Source organism: Nocardia sp. CDC159, assembly GCF_023740735.1.
GTDB lineage: Bacteria > Actinomycetota > Actinomycetes > Mycobacteriales > Mycobacteriaceae > Nocardia > Nocardia pulmonis.
Window position 1 is genome coordinate 611,728 of the sequence record NZ_JAMRXH010000002.1, and the last position, 17,262, is coordinate 628,989.

Annotated in this window: 16 protein-coding genes, 1 tRNA gene and 1 pseudogene; 9 read left to right on the forward strand and 9 right to left on the reverse strand. The window is 66.8% G+C overall.

The window, feature by feature from the left end:
* Window positions 1-24 precede the first annotated feature (24 nt).
* Window positions 25-951, forward strand: a complete 927-nt coding sequence (locus NDR87_RS06665) for an SAM-dependent methyltransferase (protein ID WP_251909613.1) — start codon at window positions 25-27, stop codon at window positions 949-951.
* Here the strand turns inward: NDR87_RS06665 and NDR87_RS06670 are convergent.
* Window positions 929-1,753 carry a hypothetical protein gene (locus tag NDR87_RS06670; RefSeq protein ID WP_251909611.1) on the reverse strand — a complete coding sequence of 275 codons (825 nt, stop codon included), beginning with the start codon at window positions 1,751-1,753 and terminating at the stop codon, window positions 929-931. The two genes, NDR87_RS06665 and NDR87_RS06670, sit on opposite strands and share 23 nt — an antisense overlap.
* 322 nt (window positions 1,754-2,075) lie before the next feature.
* Between NDR87_RS06670 and NDR87_RS06675 the strand changes: the two genes are divergently transcribed.
* Together NDR87_RS06675 and NDR87_RS06680 are read left to right on the forward strand one after the other, a co-directional pair.
* Complete coding sequence (locus NDR87_RS06675; protein ID WP_251909610.1) at window positions 2,076-2,294, forward strand: hypothetical protein; 219 nt, start codon at window positions 2,076-2,078, stop codon at window positions 2,292-2,294.
* A complete protein-coding gene (locus NDR87_RS06680; RefSeq protein ID WP_251909609.1) occupies window positions 2,291-2,935 on the forward strand; it encodes a hypothetical protein in 645 nt (214 codons plus the stop codon). The genes NDR87_RS06675 and NDR87_RS06680 overlap by 4 nt, the downstream gene beginning before the upstream one ends.
* Here the strand turns inward: NDR87_RS06680 and NDR87_RS06685 are convergent, their stop codons facing one another.
* The 3 genes from NDR87_RS06685 to NDR87_RS06695 all read right to left on the reverse strand — a co-directional run bounded on the left by NDR87_RS06685 (window position 2,936) and on the right by NDR87_RS06695 (window position 4,572).
* On the reverse strand, window positions 2,936-3,553 hold the full coding sequence (locus tag NDR87_RS06685) for a LysE family translocator (protein ID WP_251909607.1): 618 nt from the start codon (window positions 3,551-3,553) through the stop codon (window positions 2,936-2,938).
* A gap of 62 nt (window positions 3,554-3,615) precedes the next feature.
* Window positions 3,616-4,224 carry a recombination mediator RecR gene (gene recR / locus NDR87_RS06690; RefSeq protein WP_251909606.1) on the reverse strand — a complete coding sequence of 203 codons (609 nt, stop codon included), beginning with the start codon at window positions 4,222-4,224 and terminating at the stop codon, window positions 3,616-3,618.
* 12 nt (window positions 4,225-4,236) lie between these two features.
* Window positions 4,237-4,572 carry a YbaB/EbfC family nucleoid-associated protein gene (locus NDR87_RS06695; protein WP_251909605.1) on the reverse strand — a complete coding sequence of 112 codons (336 nt, stop codon included), beginning with the start codon at window positions 4,570-4,572 and terminating at the stop codon, window positions 4,237-4,239.
* A gap of 126 nt (window positions 4,573-4,698) precedes the next feature.
* Here NDR87_RS06695 and NDR87_RS06700 point away from each other — a divergent pair, with 126 nt between their 5' ends.
* On the forward strand, window positions 4,699-5,286 hold the full coding sequence (locus tag NDR87_RS06700) for a hypothetical protein (protein ID WP_251909603.1): 588 nt from the start codon (window positions 4,699-4,701) through the stop codon (window positions 5,284-5,286).
* A gap of 4 nt (window positions 5,287-5,290) precedes the next feature.
* On the opposite strand, the gene NDR87_RS06705 is transcribed toward NDR87_RS06700, so the two are convergent.
* A complete protein-coding gene (locus tag NDR87_RS06705) occupies window positions 5,291-5,725 on the reverse strand; it encodes an SRPBCC family protein (protein WP_251909602.1) in 435 nt (144 codons plus the stop codon).
* Window positions 5,726-5,792: 67 nt separating this feature from the next.
* Between NDR87_RS06705 and NDR87_RS06710 the strand changes: the two genes are divergently transcribed.
* The 4 genes from NDR87_RS06710 (at window position 5,793) to NDR87_RS06725 (ending at window position 9,482) form a co-directional block, all read left to right on the forward strand.
* Complete coding sequence (locus NDR87_RS06710) at window positions 5,793-6,308, forward strand: GNAT family N-acetyltransferase (RefSeq protein ID WP_251909601.1); 516 nt, start codon at window positions 5,793-5,795, stop codon at window positions 6,306-6,308.
* A gap of 293 nt (window positions 6,309-6,601) precedes the next feature.
* A complete protein-coding gene (locus NDR87_RS06715) occupies window positions 6,602-8,029 on the forward strand; it encodes an FAD-binding oxidoreductase (RefSeq protein ID WP_251910182.1) in 1,428 nt (475 codons plus the stop codon).
* Entirely contained in the window at window positions 8,026-9,342 is a 1,317-nt protein-coding gene (locus NDR87_RS06720; RefSeq protein ID WP_251909599.1) for a class I SAM-dependent methyltransferase, read from the forward strand. Before NDR87_RS06715 ends, NDR87_RS06720 begins: the two co-directional genes overlap by 4 nt.
* Before the next feature lie 66 nt (window positions 9,343-9,408).
* Window positions 9,409-9,482 (forward strand) — tRNA-Met (locus NDR87_RS06725).
* A gap of 72 nt (window positions 9,483-9,554) precedes the next feature.
* On the opposite strand, the pseudogene NDR87_RS06730 reads toward NDR87_RS06725, so the two are convergent.
* Window positions 9,555-11,789, reverse strand: a pseudogene (locus NDR87_RS06730) (MMPL family transporter); the annotation flags it as partial.
* Between the two features lie 849 nt (window positions 11,790-12,638).
* Between NDR87_RS06730 and NDR87_RS06735 the strand changes: the two are divergent.
* The gene (locus NDR87_RS06735; RefSeq protein WP_251909597.1) at window positions 12,639-14,144 is read left to right on the forward strand and encodes a glycosyltransferase family 39 protein; all 1,506 of its coding nucleotides are present in this window, start codon (window positions 12,639-12,641) and stop codon (window positions 14,142-14,144) included.
* 19 nt (window positions 14,145-14,163) lie between these two features.
* Here NDR87_RS06735 and NDR87_RS06740 read toward each other — a convergent pair whose 3' ends face one another.
* From NDR87_RS06740 to NDR87_RS06750, 3 genes are read right to left on the reverse strand one after another with little or no spacing between them, the layout of a single operon-like run.
* Window positions 14,164-15,531 (reverse strand): MFS transporter, encoded by a 1,368-nt coding sequence (locus NDR87_RS06740; RefSeq protein ID WP_251909595.1) that lies wholly within the window; start codon window positions 15,529-15,531, stop codon window positions 14,164-14,166.
* Between the two features lie 29 nt (window positions 15,532-15,560).
* Window positions 15,561-16,004: a hypothetical protein gene (locus NDR87_RS06745; protein ID WP_251909593.1), complete on the reverse strand. Its 444-nt coding sequence runs from the start codon at window positions 16,002-16,004 to the stop codon at window positions 15,561-15,563.
* Window positions 16,005-16,009: 5 nt separating this feature from the next.
* On the reverse strand, window positions 16,010-17,152 hold the full coding sequence (locus tag NDR87_RS06750) for an NAD(P)/FAD-dependent oxidoreductase (protein WP_251909592.1): 1,143 nt from the start codon (window positions 17,150-17,152) through the stop codon (window positions 16,010-16,012).
* Window positions 17,153-17,262 lie beyond the last annotated feature (110 nt).

A 17,262-nucleotide genomic window follows, 5' to 3' on the forward strand; every position in this document is an offset into this window, starting at 1 on the left:
TTCTCTATTGGGGAGGATTCCGATATGCCCATCGACGACGACATCACCACCGGCGCGGCATTCACCGCCATCGGGGCCGCAGCCATGCGCGCGCTGGAGAGCCACCGCCCCGATGCGGTCTGCACCGATCCCTACGCCGAAATCCTGGTCCGGGCAACGGGTGTGGCGCAGTGGATCGAGGTCCTGGACGGCCGGTACGGCGGCTCGACGGCGGAATTCGCGCGACTGCGCGAGGTTATGGGCGGCTTCATGATCACGCGGACGCGGTACTGCGACGACGTGATCGGCAGGGCCCTCGCCGAGGGCGTGCGCCAGCTCGCCATACTCGGCGCGGGCCTCGACGCCCGGGCGTGGCGGCTCGAACTACCTACCGGCACCACGGTTTTCGAGATCGATCAGCCCAAGGTACTGCGCTTCAAGGCCACCGCCCTGGCCGACCACCCACTTGTTGCCACCCGCCGCGAGGTACCGGTGGATCTGCGCGAGAATTGGCCGAAGGCGTTGTCCGACAACGGCTTCGAACCGACGCGGCCCACCGTCTGGATCGCCGAGGGCCTGCTCCCCTATCTCCCCGCCGACGCGGTGCTCGCCCTGTTCGAGAACATCGCGGCGCACAGCGCCCCCGGCAGCCGCTTCGCGGCCAACTTCAATGCCGCGCCGCTCACCGGCGAGCAGCTCGCGAAGTTACGCGAGGATGCCGCCCGGCGCTACCGCGAGATGGGCGCGCGGGGCGACGTGGAGAACATGTGGCACTTCGACGAGATTCAGGCCGACGCCGTCAGCTGGTTCACCGCCCACGGCTGGTCTGTCACCACCACCGACACCGCCCGCCTCCTCACCGAGCTCGGCCGCCCGGTGCCCGCCGAGGCCCGCGCAACCATGCGCGCCCAGGGCCTGCTGACCGCCGCCGTCCCAACCCCGCCGCCGATCAACACTCCATCGGCGGGGTGATCAGGCTCAGGCGGTCGGCGAGGGCGTCGACCGAGGCGGCGTCGGCATAGGCCTCGGTGGTCAGTTCGAGGTAGGCGGCCCAGCGGGCGATGCGCGGGGTCCAGCGTTCGACGTAGGCGCGGGCGTGCAGGGCCTCGGCCGGATCACCCTTGGCCTGTGCCGTCCGCTCGGCCGAAAGTGCCGCCGCCACGGTATTTTCCGCGAGCATCAACTGCTCTCGGCAGTGGTCGAGGTCGGGAACCTCCTCGCGAACGGTATCGGCCTCGACCCGCAGATTGAGCACCAGCCCGCGCAGCCGCGGATCGGCCACCTCCAGGCGCGGAATCTCCCCCTCCTTCGGCATTTCGCGGCCGGCCGCGGCGATCGCGCGCAGGCATCGCTCGTGCCGCTGCCGCTCGCGTTTCTCCCACAGCGCCAGGTCTTTTCGGTAGTCGTCGACCTCCTTGACGCCGACCTCACGGTAACGCAGATCAGCCGTCGAGGTCATCCGCTCCACCCCGTCCTGATCGCACACCGCGATGGCGGCCTTCCACACCTCCGGCACCGGGTCCGCGACCCCCTCGATCCGGGCGTCCAGCACCTCGGCATGGTGCTCCTCGACCAAATCCCCGCAGACCCGGTCGAATACGGCCGTGCCCACCTGGATGTAGTCCTGGCAAATCCGCCCGGTCGCGGGGTCCGCGGTGCCGAATTTCCCCTCCCCCGATTCCAGCAATCGACGCCTACCGTCCGGCTCGATTCGAAAAACCTTCCAGCTGTAGGACGCGGCGGCACTCTCCCGCGCCTCGGCCTCGCCGGTCATCCTGCCCTCCCTGCGATCCGCCCCCGACGGGACATTCGAAATCAATGGACCAGTGCCAACAGCACGCTTTCGACCCCTCGGCCCGACCCTACGATCGGCCCGTCACCCCCGACAACGCCCGAGCGCCGAATTCGGCGATGAAGCAGGTGGGATTCCATTCTGGAACGACGGATAATTCGAATTCGCAGCCCGCGAGGCACGGACGCGGGATACCGGTCCCGGCGGGGAATTTCGACACGCGCGAGACGACACGCGGCCGGACGCTCGAGCTTGTCGGCCCGGAGTGGTAAGACCGTAGACGGACGTTCTCACAGGAGGTCTCATGGGCACGAGGGTCTGCTTGTCCTGCGATGCGGCGCTCGACCACTGCCACGGGACGCTGATCGTGCACACCGATCGGTCGGTGGAATGTACGGATGCGGACTGCTTCGACACCGAGCACTCCCGGCACACCTTCGTCGTCGACTGCTTCGACGTGGCCGGTGGTTGCGGGTGCGCGGTCACGGAGACGGTGACGGGGCCGCGTAGCCTGGCCGGGTGAGTTACGACCAGGTCCTGCTGCCCTCCGGCGTCGCGTCGACCCCCGCGGAGGTCGACGCGTATCTGACCGGCCAGCAGGGTCGGCCGGAATCGGAGCAGGTGGCGGCGATCGCGGCCGAGCTCAACCGCCGCAACGAGGCGCTGCCCGAGCGCGACGCCTTTTTGGACACCGCACCCGTCGGCGGGGCGGAAACCGGTACGGCACTGTACGTTTCGAGCGATTACGACGCCATCGGCCATCTGCGCGCGCTGCTGTTCGAACTGGCCACCCCGCGCGGCTACGCCGTCTACGATCCGCAGCTGGCCTGGCTGATCGATCCGGCCGGACACGTTCCGGTGACCGTGACCCACGGCGGCGCGGGCGAATTCCCGTACCTCACCGGGGTCCTGGTCGACCTGTGGGTCCCCACCCTGTCCGCGCCCAATCCGTACCTCATCGCCGAACGCGAACCGCAGCGCTACGTCCAGACCTTCCGCGACGAGACCGGCCGCTACACCATCGAATACCGCGACGGTTCCCCCGACCGGCATTTCGGTACGCAGACCGCCGACGCGGCCCTGGTGGCCGATCTGATCTGGGGCTGGGCCACCGAGGACCGCGGCCGCTTCGGCGAACTCGACTGGCGGCCGGTCGAGCTGTGACTACTGGTTGGTGAAGGCCAACCGGCCCGCCAGCGCCAGAAACGAGACACCGAACACCCGCCGGATCCAGGTGGTGATGGCGGGCCGATCGATCACGTGGGTGCGCACCGCCGCGGCGAAGGCGCCGTAGGCGGCGAAGACCACGAAGGTGACCGCCATGAAGATCGCGCTCAGTTCCAACATGCGCAGCAGCGCGTGCGGCTCGGTCGCGCTGACGAACTGCGGCAGGAAGGCGAAGAAGAAGATCGTCAGCTTGGGGTTGAGCACGTTCAACAGCACCGCCGCGACGATCACGCGCAGCGCCGACGGTGCGTCGGCGGGCTGCTCGTCGGCGACGGCCAGCGCGCCCTTGTCGCGCAGGGTGGCCCAGGCCATGTAGACCAGATAGGCCACACCCAGATATTTCAGGGTCTGGAAGGCGATCGCGCTCGTATTCAGCAGGGCAGCAAGGCCGGTGATGGCGGCGACCATATGCGGCACGATGCCGAGGGTGCAGCCGAAGGCGGCGATCAGGCTCGCCCGGGTCCCCCGGTTCAGCCCGGCCGCCAGGGTGTACAGCGCGCCGGTGCCGGGGGTGGCGACGATGACCAGGGTTGTCAGCAGAAACGCAAGGCTCATCAGGCGGAGAGTAACCGCTCCCGCGCCCCGAGCCCAGCCCTATTTTCCTCTGCTCCGGTGGCTCAGAGCGCGCGCCGCCCGGACAGCGCGCGGCCCAGCGTCAGCTCGTCGGCGAACTCCAGATCGCCGCCCATCGGCAGGCCGGAGGCGAGGCGAGTCACGGTCAGCCCCGGGAAGTCGCGCAGCATGCGGACCAGATACGTGGCCGTCGCCTCGCCCTCGGTATTCGGGTCGGTGGCGATGATGACCTCGGTGACATCCACGCCGTCGGCCTGATTTCCGATCCGCGCCAACAGCTCCCGGATGCGCAGCTGATCGGGACCGATGCCCGACAGCGGGTCCAGCGCACCACCGAGCACGTGGTAGCGGCCGCGGAACTCGCGGGTGCGCTCGATGGCCTGCACGTCCTTGGGCTCCTCCACCACGCAGATCATGGTGCGATCGCGACGTGGGTCCGCGCAGATGCGGCACAGCTCACCGTCGGAGACCGTGCCGCACACCGCGCAGAACCGCACCCCGTCGCGCACCTTCTGCAGTGCCGACTGGAGCCGATCGATCTCCGGCGGCTCCACCGACAGCAGGTGAAAGGCGATGCGCTGGGCGCTCTTCGGACCGACGCCGGGCAGCTTGCCCAATTCGTCGATCAGATCCTGAACCGGACCCTCGTACAACAGCTCCGTCCTCTATCCGAGGCCCGGCAGGCCGGGGATGCCGCCGCCACCGGCCAGCGGGCCGAACTTCTCCGCGGCCAGCTGCTGTGCCCGGCTCATCGCGTCGTTGAGCGCGCCGACGACCAGATCCTGCAGGGTGTCCACGTCCTCGGGATCGACGACCTTCGGATCGATCTGCAGCGAGAGCACCTCGCCGGTGGCCTTGATGGTGACCCGCACCAGGCCACCACCCGCCTCGCCCGCCACCTCGGCGGCCGCGATCTGCTCCTGGGCCTCGAGTACCGCCTGCTGCATCTGCTGCGCTTGCTGGAGCAGCGCCCCCATGTCGAACTCTCCACCTGGCTGCACGGCCTGTCCTCTCTTGCGGGAAGTGGGTTGGATACCAGCGTAGTCACGGTTGGGTTTACCGCCGTATCGACCCGGTTATAGCGACTTACCATCGAAAACGGGTCGGGCGATCCGGTGGAGGCAGTAATGCGTGTATACCGCGACCTTTTCCGCAAATCCCTTGTGTCCCTGGTAGCGCCGGTCGGGCTGGCGACATTGTTCGTCGCGGCGCCCGCGGCGGTCCAAACACCCACCGCCAGAGCCGATGTCGACCACGGCGGGGGGTGTGTGATCTACGACTACAATCCGCGGGCCACCGTCGAGTCGCTGCGCGACAGATGTACGCCGGAGCAACAGGACCAGATCTTCCGCAACTCCCCGCGCGGCAGCGTGCCCGCGGGCGTGACCCACGGCTGGGTCACGCGCCCGCCGATCATGCAGGCGCTCGCGCCGCCGTTCTGGATCGGCAAGACCTTCTACACCGGTCCGAACGGCGGACACCTGATGAACCGGATCACCGCCGCGGGCGTCGAGGGCTTCCCCGCGCACGTCTACATAGCGCCGTCCCGCATGGACGGTCGTCCGGCGTGGGCCCTGGACTACACCCCCTCGGTCCTCACCCCGCAGATCTGGGACGAGATCCGCGAGATCGCCCCGGGCGTGTGGTTCGGCTACTCGTATTGGCGCGGCGCGCTGCAGACCCCGCTGCTGCTGACGTTCGTGCTCATCCGGTAGGGGGTCAGGACAGCTCGCGCTTCAGGTTTTCCAGCACCTCGGCCTGAATCTTCTTCAGCCCCAACGGGGCGAAGATGCCCTCGAAGAATCCGGCGACGCCACCGGCGCCCTTCCAGCTGGTCCGGATGGTGACCAGCGCGCCGGTGCCGGAGGGGGTCACCGTCCAGGTCGTCACCATGGTCGAATTCGAATCCCGTTCGGTCACCATGGAATCCGACACCGACACCACCGCGTGCACGTTGCGGGACCGCTTCTGGGTGGCCTGCAGCGTCCACTCGGCCACCGTGCCCGCCCCCTTACCGCCCTCGATGACCTTGTAGTCGCGATAGTGCGAGGTGAGGATGCGCGGGCGCACGGTCTCGTAATCGGCGATCGCCTCGAGCGTGCGCTGCGAATCCGCCGGAACGACGATCGAACTGGAGGCGTTGACCTGTCCCACTGTGAGCTCCTTGTTTGACTCGGCGCTGTGCACATTCCCTGCCGCCGGGCTATGCTACGCCGCCATCATGCGCGACAACGCCGTCTGGTCCATCACGCCCGAGCCGCCCGATTCGGCCGCGGCGGCGGCACTCTGGCGCGCGTACTACACCGAGGTCAGCGATCGCTGGTATCTGCTGCACGCGGGACGCCGGACCGATCCGGCCGAACTCGAACGCGAGATCGCGGCGGAGGCGGGCGCGGATCTCGTTCCCCCGACGGGCGTGCTGCTGGTGGCGAGCCACCGCGGCGTGCCCGGCGGGATGGCCGGGCTGCGGCTGCTCGACCCGTCCACCGCCGAACTGAAGCGGCTGTTCGTGATCGAGGCGCTGCGCGGCAGCGGCCGAGCGGCGAGATTGGTCCGCGCGGCGGAGGACGTGGCGCGCAAGTGGGGTGCGCGGCGGATGGTGCTCGATACCCGATCCGATCTGGTCGAGGCGCGAGCACTGTATGCCCGGCTGGGCTACGCGGAGATCGAGCCGTACAACGACGGCCCCTATGCCCAACACTGGTTCGGCAAGCATCTGTCGATCGACGCTGAATAAATCGTCAGCAAAATCCGGCGGCCGCGCATTCCCGACTACGGGAGTGACAACTCTCCCAATACCGACGCATCGGGTATGTACCCAATGCCGAGGCCGTCCCGCGGTCTTTCCAGGCCGGGGTCCGCACCCGGCGGTTCCGATCGAAAAGATCGCCCTGAACTGGAGATTCCCCGAAGCTGCTCGCGCCGTCCCGGCTACCGGAACGCTATGCAACATATGGGTGAAGAATCCGGCGCGCGGGTACCCTGACGGTGGCCCCTGGATTCGGTGCGAGATAGCGTCAGGGGGTGGCAGTGAGTCTGTTGGGGAAGGCCGGACGCGCACCGGCCGCACACGAATCAGGTTTTGCCGCGCACCGGGCGGGGGTCGATCGCCTGCTGGCCAGCTATCGCGCGATTCCGCGCGAGGCGAATGTCCGATTGGCCAAGAAGACCTCCAACCTGTTCCGCGCCCGGGCCAAGAACAACGCGCCGGGCCTGGACGTCTCCGGATTGACGAAGGTCATCGCGGTGGACCCGGGGGCCAAGACCGCCGATGTCGCGGGCATGACCACCTACGAGGATCTGGTCGCCGCGACCCTGCCCTACGGGCTGGCCCCGTTGGTGGTGCCGCAGCTCAAGACCATCACCCTCGGTGGCGCCGTCACCGGTCTGGGCATCGAGTCGACCTCCTTCCGCAACGGCCTACCGCACGAGTCGGTGCTCGAGATCGACGTGCTCACCGGCGCGGGCGAGATCGTCACCGCCACCCGCGACGGCGAACATGCGGAGCTGTTCCGCGGCTTCCCCAATTCCTATGGCACGCTCGGCTATTCCACGCGGCTGAAGATCGAGTTGGAGGCGGTGCCGCCCTATGTGGCGCTGCGGCATGTGCGCTTCCACGATCTGGGCGAGCTGGAGTCCGCGATGGGCCAGATCATCGCCGACCGCGCCTACGACGGCGAGCGCGTCGACTACCTCGACGGGGTCGTATTCACCGCCGACGAAAGCTATCTGGTGCTCGGCCGCCAGACCGACGAGCCCGGCCCCGTCAGCGACTACACCGGAATGGAGATCTACTACCGGTCCATTCAGCACGATTCGAAGCAACCCAAGCGCGACCGCCTCACGATCCACGATTATCTGTGGCGCTGGGACACCGACTGGTTCTGGTGCTCACGGGCTTTCGGCACCCAGAATCCGCGGATCCGCCGCTTCTGGCCTCGGCCGTATCGGCGCTCCAGTTTCTATTGGAAGCTCATCGCCCTGGATCACAAATACAGCATCGGCGACAAGATCGAGGCCCGCAAGGGTAATCCGCCGCGCGAGCGGGTGGTGCAGGACATCGAGGTGCCGATCGAGCGCACCGCCGAATTCCTGCACTGGTTCCTGCGCGAGATCCCCATCGAACCGCTGTGGCTGTGCCCGCTGCGGCTGCGCGACGACAGCGTCGAGCGCCCGTGGCCGCTGTATCCGCTGGAGCCCGGGCGCACCTACGTGAATGTCGGCTTCTGGTCGGCGGTTCCGACGCAGGCGGGCCAACCGGAGGGCGCGGCCAACCGTGCCATCGAGCGCAAGGTCAGCGAGCTGAACGGGCACAAATCGCTGTACTCCGACGCGTACTACGACGAGGATGAATTCGCCCGGCTCTACGGCGGTGACGTCTATCCCGAACTGAAGAAACGATACGACCCCGATCATCGTTTGCTGGATTTGTATTCGAAGGCGGTGCAACGCAAGTGACCACGTTCAAGGATCGCTCCGACGTATTCGCGGAGCTGGGAACCAAACTCAGCATTGCCGAAATCTTCGAGACGCTCGTCGAAGGCCCGGTGCCCATCCGGTTCTCGGCCTACGACGGCTCTAGCACCGGCCCGGCCGACTCGAAGTTCAAACTCGACATCCGCAATCCCCGCGGTATCAACTACATCGCCACGGCCCCGGGCGATCTCGGCATGGCCCGCGCCTACATCTCCGGCGATATGACGGCCGAGGGGGTGCATCCGGGTGATCCCTACGACATTCTGAAGGCGATGAGCGACCTGAAGTTCCGGCGGCCGTCGGCGCTGGCGCTGGTCACCATCGCGCGCTCGCTCGGCTGGGAGGCGCTCAAGCCGATCGCGCCGCCGCCGCAGGAGACGCTGCCGCGCTGGCGGCGCATCGCCCTCGAGGGGCTGCGGCACTCCAAAGCCCGTGACGCCGAGGCGATTCACCACCACTACGACGTCTCCAACACCTTCTACGAGTACGTCCTCGGCCCCTCGATGACCTACACCTGCGCGTGTTACGAGGACGAGGACTGGACCCTCGAGCAGGCGCAGGAGAACAAGTACCGCCTGGTCTTCGACAAACTCAACCTGAAGCCCGGCGATCGGCTGCTCGACATCGGCTCGGGCTGGGGCGGCATGGTCCGCTACGCGGCCCGGCGCGGGGTCAAGGTGATCGGCGCGACCCTGTCGAAGGAGCAGGCCGAGTGGGGCCAGCGCAAGATCGAGGAGGAGGGCCTGGCCGACCTGGCCGAACTACGCCACTCCGACTACCGCGACGTGCCCGAAACCGGTTTCGACGCACTCTCCTCGATCGGCCTGACCGAACACATCGGCGTCCACAACTACCCGTTCTACTTCAACTACATCAAGAGCAAGCTGCGCGACGGCGGCCTGTTCCTCAACCACACCATCACCCGCCCCGACAACACCCGCACCACCAAGGCGGGCGACTTCATCGATCGCTACGTCTTCCCCGACGGCGAGCTGATCGGTTCGGGCCGCATCATCTCCGACATCCAGAACGTCGGCCTCGAGGTCCTGCACGAGGAGAACCTGCGCCCGCACTACGCCCTCACCCTGCACGAGTGGTGCAAGAACCTGGTCGCCAACTGGGACGCCTGCGTAGCGGAGGTCGGCGAGGGCACCGCCAAGGTCTGGGGCCTCTACATGGCCGGTTGCCGACTCGGCTTCCAGCGCAACGTGGTTCAGCTGCACCAGGTACTCGGCATGCGGCTGGGCCCGAACGAGGAGTGGACCGTCCCGCTGCGCCCCTGGTGGAAGGCCTGATTCCCCAACCGAACACCCCGCGTCGAACCCCTCGACAACGATCACGTAGAGTGGTCCTACACCCGACGCGGGGTGGAGCAGCTCGGTAGCTCGCTGGGCTCATAACCCAGAGGTCGCAGGTTCAAATCCTGTCCCCGCTACTACAAAGGTCCCGAAGCCACCGGCTTCGGGACCTTTTCGCTGATTCGGCATCATCGATGCGTCCACTGGACCGGAAGTTGCGTGGTCACCGGGTCGGTGATCGGGGTGGTCTCGACGAGGTCGACGATGTTGCCGTCGCCGGGGCGTTCATTGTCGAGGATGGGTTCACCGAAGCCGATCTTCTGCTGGATCTTCTTCATCCATGCGGGGGCCCACCAGCAGTCGACCCCGAGCAGTTTCATCGTCGCGGGCACCAGCAGCATGCGTAGCACGGTGGCGTCGATGAGCAGTGCGGCGATCATGCCGTACGCGATGTACTGCATCAGCACCAGATCCGAGAACGCGAATGCGCCCGTGACGACGAGCAGGATCAGCGCGGCCGCGGTGATGATGCGACCGGTATGCGCGGTCCCGATGCGGACCGCCTCCGTGGTGGAGGCCCCCAGCGCGCGTGCTTCGACCATCCGCGACAGCAGGAAGACCTCGTAGTCGGTGGACAGGCCGTAGATGAGGGCCATGATCAACACCAGCACATTCGCCTGGATCGGCTGTGGCGTGAAGTTCATCAGCCCGGCGCCGTGACCGTCGATGAAGATCCAGGTCAGGATGCCCAGGGTCGAGCCGAGCCCGAGTGCGCTCATGATCGCCGCCTTGATCGGCAGAATCACCGAGCCGAAGGTCAGGAACATCAACAGCGTCGTCACGAGCAGGACCAGCCCGATCATCAGCGGCATCCGATCCAACAGCGCGTCTATGCTGTCCTTCTGGATAGCGGGCACGCCGCCGACGAACATGCTCACCCCGTCGGGTGGTTCGAGCGACCGCAGGTAGTCGATGGTGGTATCGGCGCGGCGGGAGTCGGCCAGTAGCGCCTTGGTCCGATGGATGTGCGGGTGGGTCGTGGACCGCTGCGGCATATCGAACTTGCCGGATAGGCCCGGCGCCTCGTTCGCCTGTTTCCAGGCGATGCCGACAGCGGTGCTGTCGGTCGAGACGATGACCAGTTCGATCGGGTCGGACCTGCGCCCCGGAAACGCCGCGTCGATCTGCTGCTGCGCGAGGCGAGTTTCGTTGTCCGGTGGCAGATATCGCTCGCTGAAACCGCCGAAGGCCAGATTGCGCACGGGCAGGATCAGCAGCAGCAGGACGATGCACAGGCTGCCACCGATGGTCAGCGGGTGCCGCATCACCCAGCGCGTGCTCCTGCCCCAGAAGCCGTTCTCGATCTCCTCCGCGGTTTTGGTCTTGCGCAACCGCCTGATACCCAACATGTCCACCCGCGGCCCGAGGACGGCCAGCATCGCGGGCAGGATCGTGATCGCGGTCAGCGCCGCCAGCGATACCGCCGAAATGGCCCCGTAGGCAATCGATTTGAGGAAGCCCTGCGGAAACAGCAGCATACCCCCGGCACTGGCCACGATCATCGTCGCGGAGAACACCACCGTGCGCCCGGCGGTCGTCACCGCCCGCCGAACCGCCGCCGGGGTGTCGTATCCCTCGGCGAGCTCCTCGCGGAAACGACTGACGATGAACAGGCCGTAGTCGATGGCCAAACCCAGGCCGATCATCGAAACGACCGGCTCGACAAACGAATTGACCTCGGTGTAGTTGGTCAGCAGACGGATGATCCCGTTCGCCCCGACCATCGTCAGCCCGCCCACGATCAGAGGCAGCGCGGCGGCGACCACGCCGCCGAAGATGAGGAACAGCAGCACCGCCACCACCGGGAAGGCAAGGACTTCCATGCGCTGGATGTCCTCGGCCATGGTGTCCGCGAGCGCATTCGCCACCGGTTTGAAACCACCGACCTGCACCGTCACACCGGGGATGGCGAAGGCGTCCTTGACCTGGCGGTAGTTGTGGAGCATCTGATTGTCGTCGGTACCGCGGATCCCGATCGATGCCACGGCGTACTTCTTGTCGGGTGTGGCGAACATCGGTCCGCTGGCTCGACCGGTTTCGGTGTGCCAGTAGGCACCGTTGATTCCGATGATCTGTCCGGGGTATCGGCGCGGCAGGTTGTCGAGGCTGCCGACGATCGCGCGGCTGAACTCGGGATCGTCGACGGCCTTTCCGGGCGGCGCGGTATAGATCACGATGACGTCGGCGTCATGGCTCTGTGGCCACGCCGAACCGATGAGCTGCGCGGCGTGGAAGGATTCCGATCCGGTGTCGTCGAGCCCCCCGGAACTAAGATGGTCCCCCAGACCGAAGCCGTACCCACCCAACGCGACCAATCCGGCGATGACGGTACCCAGCACAGCGAACCGCAGTCGGTACACGAGGGTGCCCCAGCGCGTGAACACTATGTCCCGCCGATCAATACGGGACGAGGCGGCCGGTCGCTACCCACGGCGCGGACGACACAGGACCGCTGACATGAACTCCCCCCAAAGGCATTGCGCAACTTCGTGAAAGGCTAGTGCGCATCATTCGCGCCCGCAAACGCACTGTGGCACATAGTGATAGCGAATCGGTTCCCTCCACACCGGTGCCGCCGCAGCGGGTAGCTGTGCGGCTGCCGTCGGCCCCCGCGACGGGGCCGACGCATACCCCCTGTCAGTGTGGAGTGTTCAGGAAGGCGGATCCTGCGCTCAACAGTCCGGCGGCGCGTCCGAACAGGTTGAAGAGCACTCCGATGATTTCCATGTCGACCTGCGTTCCTTACTGCCGATACATCGGCGGATCTTTTGTTTCGATGACAACTGATATCACACGCTCGCCGAATAGCGAATGAACGGTCGTCGAATTCGAATGTGGCGCAATCGTGCACAGCGAAGACAGCATTCAGCAGTAGTACTCGTTGCGACGTTCGGTGCATTTCGAATCCTCGAAACGCAAGCCTCACCTCGCCGACTCAACGCTGGAAGCCATTGCTGTGCAGCACATTTGCGAACCACACCGGCAGGCGTTAATGTCTTGCAAAACTGAATATTCCGAGCAGGATCGCGAGCTCTCGCGCTCATCAGGTTCGCTGCCGGGGAGGAATCAGTTCGTCAGCGAACAGATGCGACGCCATCAACGGGAGAGGGGCGTCGGACGCGTCTGTCGGAATTTATCAGGGGCAGTTCATGACAGCGGTCGTTGCGGTTCGTACCGAGTCGCAAGGCATTCCGAATACCCATCCACAGTTCGCTTTCCGCGGCGTAGCGCTGATGGCTGCGATCTCCATGATCGTGCTGACGGCGACGGCGGGACGCTATGAGTTCTTCGGCGACGAGCTCTATTTCCTTTCCGCCGGCCGACGACTCGATTACACCTACGCGGATCAGGGCGTCGTGGTGGCATTGTTCGCCCACATCGCGGACGTGCTCGCACCGGGATCGGTGACGGCCGTGCGGATCCCGGCCGTGATGATGGCCGTGGGCGCGATCGTGGTCTCGGCGCTGATCGCCTACGAACTCCGGGGCAGCCGCCGCGTCCAGTTGCTCGCCGCGTTCACCTACGGGACGTCCTATCTGCTGGTGACCCAGTGCGCGTTGAGCACTTTCTCCTTCGACGCAACGCTCACGGCCGTGATCACGTGGCTACTCATCCGCTGGGTTCGCACGCGCCAGGACTCGCTGATCGTCGTGGCCGGCGTGGTCGCGGCACTGGATATGCAGGTGAAGTGGATGATCCCGCTGGTCTGGGCGTGTCTCGGCGTGGCCGTCATCCTGTGCGGTCCCCGGGAGATGCTGCGCCGCCCCGCGCTCTGGCTGGCCACCGGCATCCTCGCCCTGTCCGTGCTCCCGATTCTGTATTGGCAGTCACAACACAACTGGCCGCAGCTGGCGATGGGCCCGATCATCGGCGCGGAGCAGGACGCCACCGGCTACGGTCCGCCCGGATTCTTCCCGCAGTGGCTCGGCTTCGCGGGCTTCACGGGCTGTCTGCTGATCGCGGTCGGCTGCTACGCGGTCGTCAGGCAGGAGTCGCTGCGCCCGTATCGCTTCATCGCGGTCGCACTGCTGCTCATGACCACGTTCGTCGTCATCACCCACGGTCGGCCCTACTATCCGACGGGCTTCTTCCCCGCCATGTTCGCCATCGGGGCCGTCGGCCTGTGGCGGTACCCCCGGAAACGATGGATGAACCGGGCGATGAGGGCGATCGTCGCGCTCACGGTGGTGACCTACCTCGGCACGCTCACCCTGCTGCCGCTGCCGCCCAGCTGGCGCAGCCAGACCGAGACGCCCATCGATCTCGGCATCCGGTCGGCGTTCTGGGGAACCACCAATTGGGACCGCATGGTCGCGGCCGTCGACACCGGCTACCAGACCCTGACGCCCGAGGAGAAGGCGCACTCCGCGATCATGGCCCAGGGCTACTGGCAGGGAGGAGCGGTCGAGCAGTTCGGCGGGAAGTACCACCTTCCGGCCACCTACAGTCCGAGCCGAGGCTTCGGATTCTTCGGCCCGCCACCGGATTCGGTGACCACGGTCGTCTACGTCGGCCTCGACACCGCCGAACCCGACCTACGAGCCCGTTTCGCCGAGGTGGAGCGGGTGGCGCAACTCGACGATCCCATGGGCATCCCCGGCATCGACCGCATGGTCGCGGTCTGGAAATGCAAAGGCCCGAAGCAGCCGTGGCCCATCCTGTGGGACACCATGACCACGCTGTACTTCGATCTCGGCCACTGGCGCGACTCCCGGTTCAGTATCCGACCCACGCACTGACCGGGAGGCCGACGCCGGATCAGTCGCCGACGAGAGTTTCACGGCGGGCCGATCGAGTGGCCGAGACCAGCGCGATGACGACCACCACGACGAACTGCACCGCGAGAACCACGGAAAAGGCCGTCGCACTGCCGGATTCGGGCGCGGAGCGGGTGTAGTAGGCGCCCAGCGTCGCCGCGCCCAGCGCCATCGAGCCCTGCTGCGCCGTGACCAGGACACCGCCGCCGCGCCCGGCTAGGTTCGCCGGGATATCGGCCAGCACCGAGATTGTCGTGGCGCCGATGACGAATGCCTGACCCAATCCGATCAGCGCGAGTCCGGGTATCGGCAGCCAGGGGTACTCGTCCACGCGCTGGGAGAGCACCGCGCCCGCCAGCGCGGCGATGCCGAGCGCCTGTACGACGCCGCCGACCGCGGGCACCCTGTCGCCGAAGATATCGCGCAGGCGCGGCACCGCGAACGAGCCCGCCAGGAAGGCCGCCGACATGGGCGCGACCACGAGTCCGGCGGTCAGCGGCCCGAGCGCGAATCCGGCCTGCAGCGTCAGCGGCAGCGCGACCAGGAACCCGGCCCACACCGCCAGGAACGGCACGAGCACGGCCAGGCCGTGGCGGACCGGCCGCAGGGTCAGCAGCTGGGGCGGCAGGATGGCCACGGTTGCCTGCGGCAGACGGCTTTCCACCGACCACAGCGCCGCGAATACCGCGATGGACACCGCGATCGAGGCGAAGGCCCACCAGGGCATCCCCGCCGATTGCGCCTGGCTCAGCGGAATCAACAGGGTGACCGCACCCAGCACCAGCAGCACCGCGCCGAGTCCGTCGATGGCCGACGAATCGCCGGACGCACTGGGCGGCACCGTGATCCAGGCGCCGACCAGGGCGATGACGCCGAGCGGAATATTGACCAGGAACACCAGTCGCCAGGAGCTGCCCCACAGGTCGGCCGCCACGAGCGCGCCGCCGATGATCAGGCCGAGGATCGCCGCGACGCCGCTGGTCGCCGAGTAGAGGGTGAGCACGCGCTGTTTGCGATCGGCGGGCACCAGGGCGCCGATGGTGCCGAGCGCCTGCGGCGGAATCATCGCACCCGACGCGCCCTGCAGCACCCGCGCGGCGATGAGCCAGCCGATGCCGGGCGCCAGCGCGCAGAGCATCGAGGCGATCACGAACATCGTCAGCCCGATGAGCAGTAATCGCCTGCGGCCGAAGCGATCTCCGAGCTGACCGCCGAGAATCAGGGTGGCGGCGAAGCCGATGCCATAGCCCGCGACGACCAGCTCCAGATGACTCTCGGCGCGCAGATCGGCCCCGATGGTGGGCAGCGCGACATTGACGATGAACGAGTCCATCATCGGCAGCAGCACCGACAGCAGCAGGGTGGCCAATGACGCTGGGCTCCAGCGTATTCCGCTCGTCATCGGACTCGGGCCAGATCGAAGCCGCGATACTTGTCGCTCGCGATGTCGGCGCAGATGGCGCGATAGCGATCGAGTCCACCCGAATACGGGATCAGACCGCGTGCCTTGCCGGGAATGTTCGCGCCGACGTAGTACGAATCGGCGAACCGGTACAGCGTGCGAGCGGCGGCCGCGCGCACCTGCTCGGTCCAATCCTGCTGGGCCGCGGCCGTGGCCTCGATCGTGACAAGATCCCGGGCGCGGGCGTGGTCGAGCAGATCGACCAGCCATTCGGCGTGATGTTCGATGGCGCGCAGCACATTCGACAGTACCGTGGTGCTGCCGGGACCGGTCATGGTGAAGAAGTTGGGGAAGCCGTGGACGGCGAGACCGAGCAGGGTGCGGGGACCGTGGGTCCACTCGTCGGCGAGCAGACGCCCGTCCCGGCCCCGGATGGCCATCCTGGTCAGCGCGCCGGTGAAGGCATCGAATCCGGTGGCGAATACCAGGGTTCGAGCCGGAATTCACGTGCGGTCGTGCGGATTCCGGTGCGGGTGCAGGACCGGATCGGCTCGTCCCGCAGGTCCACGAGGGTGACGTTGGCCCTGTTGTAGGTCTCGAAATAGCCAGAGTCGACGCACAGCCGCTTGGTCCCGATCGGATAGGTGCGGGGCTGGAGGCCACGGGCGGTATCCGGGTCGTGCACCGCGGCGGCGATCTTGCGCCGGAAGAACTCCGCGACAATCGAATTCGCGGCCAGGTTCATGCCGGAGTCGGTGAAGGTGGCCAGGATGCCGGTGCCGCCGCGCTGCCAGCGGATCTCCAGTTCGTGATCACGTTCGGCGGCGGTGAAATCCGTGGTCGGCCGTCCGGTGCCCACGATGTGGTGGCCGAATCGGGTCGTTCCGGCGTAGCGCACCCGGTCCTCGTACTCCGCCGCCGCGGCCTGCTGTTCGGCGGGGGTGAGCGGGCGATTGCGGGCCGGGGCGCTGAAGTTCGGGGTGCGCTGGAAGACGGTGAGTTCGGCGGCCGCCTCGGCGATCCGGGGAATCAGCTGTATTCCCGACGATCCGGTGCCCACGATGCCGACGCGCCTACCGCGGAAGTCGACGCCCGCGCGCGGCCACCGACCGGTATGCACTCGAACGCCCTCGTACTGGGCGAGTCCAGGCAGCTCCGGCGTGTACGGCGCCGACATGCAGCCGACCGCGGCGATCAGATAGCGGCACCGGTGGGTGTCGCCGGCGTCGGTGACGACGGTCCAGGTCGCACTGGCCTCGTCGAATTCGGCGGCGCGGATCGCGGTGTCGAAGGTGATGTGCGGCAACAGGTTCGCGTAGTCGGCGACGTAGCGGGCGTAGCGCAGGATCTCGGGCTGTCCGGCGAATCGCTCGGTCCAGGTCCAGCCGTCGTGTAGGCGGCGGTCGAAGATGAAGCAGTAGTCCTTGCTTTCGATATCGCACCGGGCGCCGGGATAGCTGTTCCAGTACCAGGTGCCGCCGACGTCGCCGCCCGCCTCGAAGGCATGCACAGCGAATCCGCGGTCGCGACGCTGGTGGAGTACGCGTAGTCCGGCGAAACCGGCTCCGATGACGATGGCGTCGAGCACAGCAAAACTCTCTCACGCCTGGAGGTAAAGCGAAGGTCAAGTTTTCCGAAGTACTTGGAACGGAATGATCTGTTCTGTTACAGTGAGAGCAGAACGAAACATTCCGTTTC